At 71.4% G+C, this 434-nt stretch carries 1 protein-coding gene; it reads right to left on the bottom strand.

Features of this window, described 5'->3' with window-relative positions:
- Positions 1 to 434, bottom strand: a 434-nt coding sequence (locus tag JWG43_RS18545; RefSeq protein ID WP_338033292.1) for a helicase-related protein, incomplete at both ends; no start/stop codon positions are given.

A 434-nucleotide genomic window follows, 5' to 3' on the forward strand; every position in this document is an offset into this window, starting at 1 on the left:
CATCCAGCCCGCCGATGTCGATGCCCAGTTCCAGGGCGCTGGTGCTGACCACGGCCAGCAGCTCGCCCGAAGCCATGCGGGCCTCGATCTGGCGGCGTTCCTCGGGCAGGAATCCCGCGCGATAGGCGGAGATGCGGCCCGCCCACGGCCCGGAAAGGCTCCCGGCCCACAGGCTGACCAGCTCGGTCATGCGGCGGGAACGGCAATAGACGATGGTGCGCAGCTTGCGCGCCAGCGCGGCCCGCAACAGATCGATGGCCGCCGTGGCCGGGCTCTGGTCGGGATCGAGGAAGACATAATGCCGTGCGCCCTGCGGCGCGCCGGACTGGTCCACCACCACGGGCGGCTGGCGCCCGGGCAGCAGATCGAGGCCGGAGAGCGACGCGGCCAGCTCGCCGGGATTGCCCACCGTGGCCGTGCAGAACACATAGGAC

Origin of the sequence: Desulfobulbus alkaliphilus, assembly GCF_016918545.1 — a bacterium.
In the GTDB taxonomy this organism is placed as follows: Bacteria; Desulfobacterota; Desulfobulbia; order Desulfobulbales; family Desulfobulbaceae; genus Desulfobulbus; species Desulfobulbus alkaliphilus.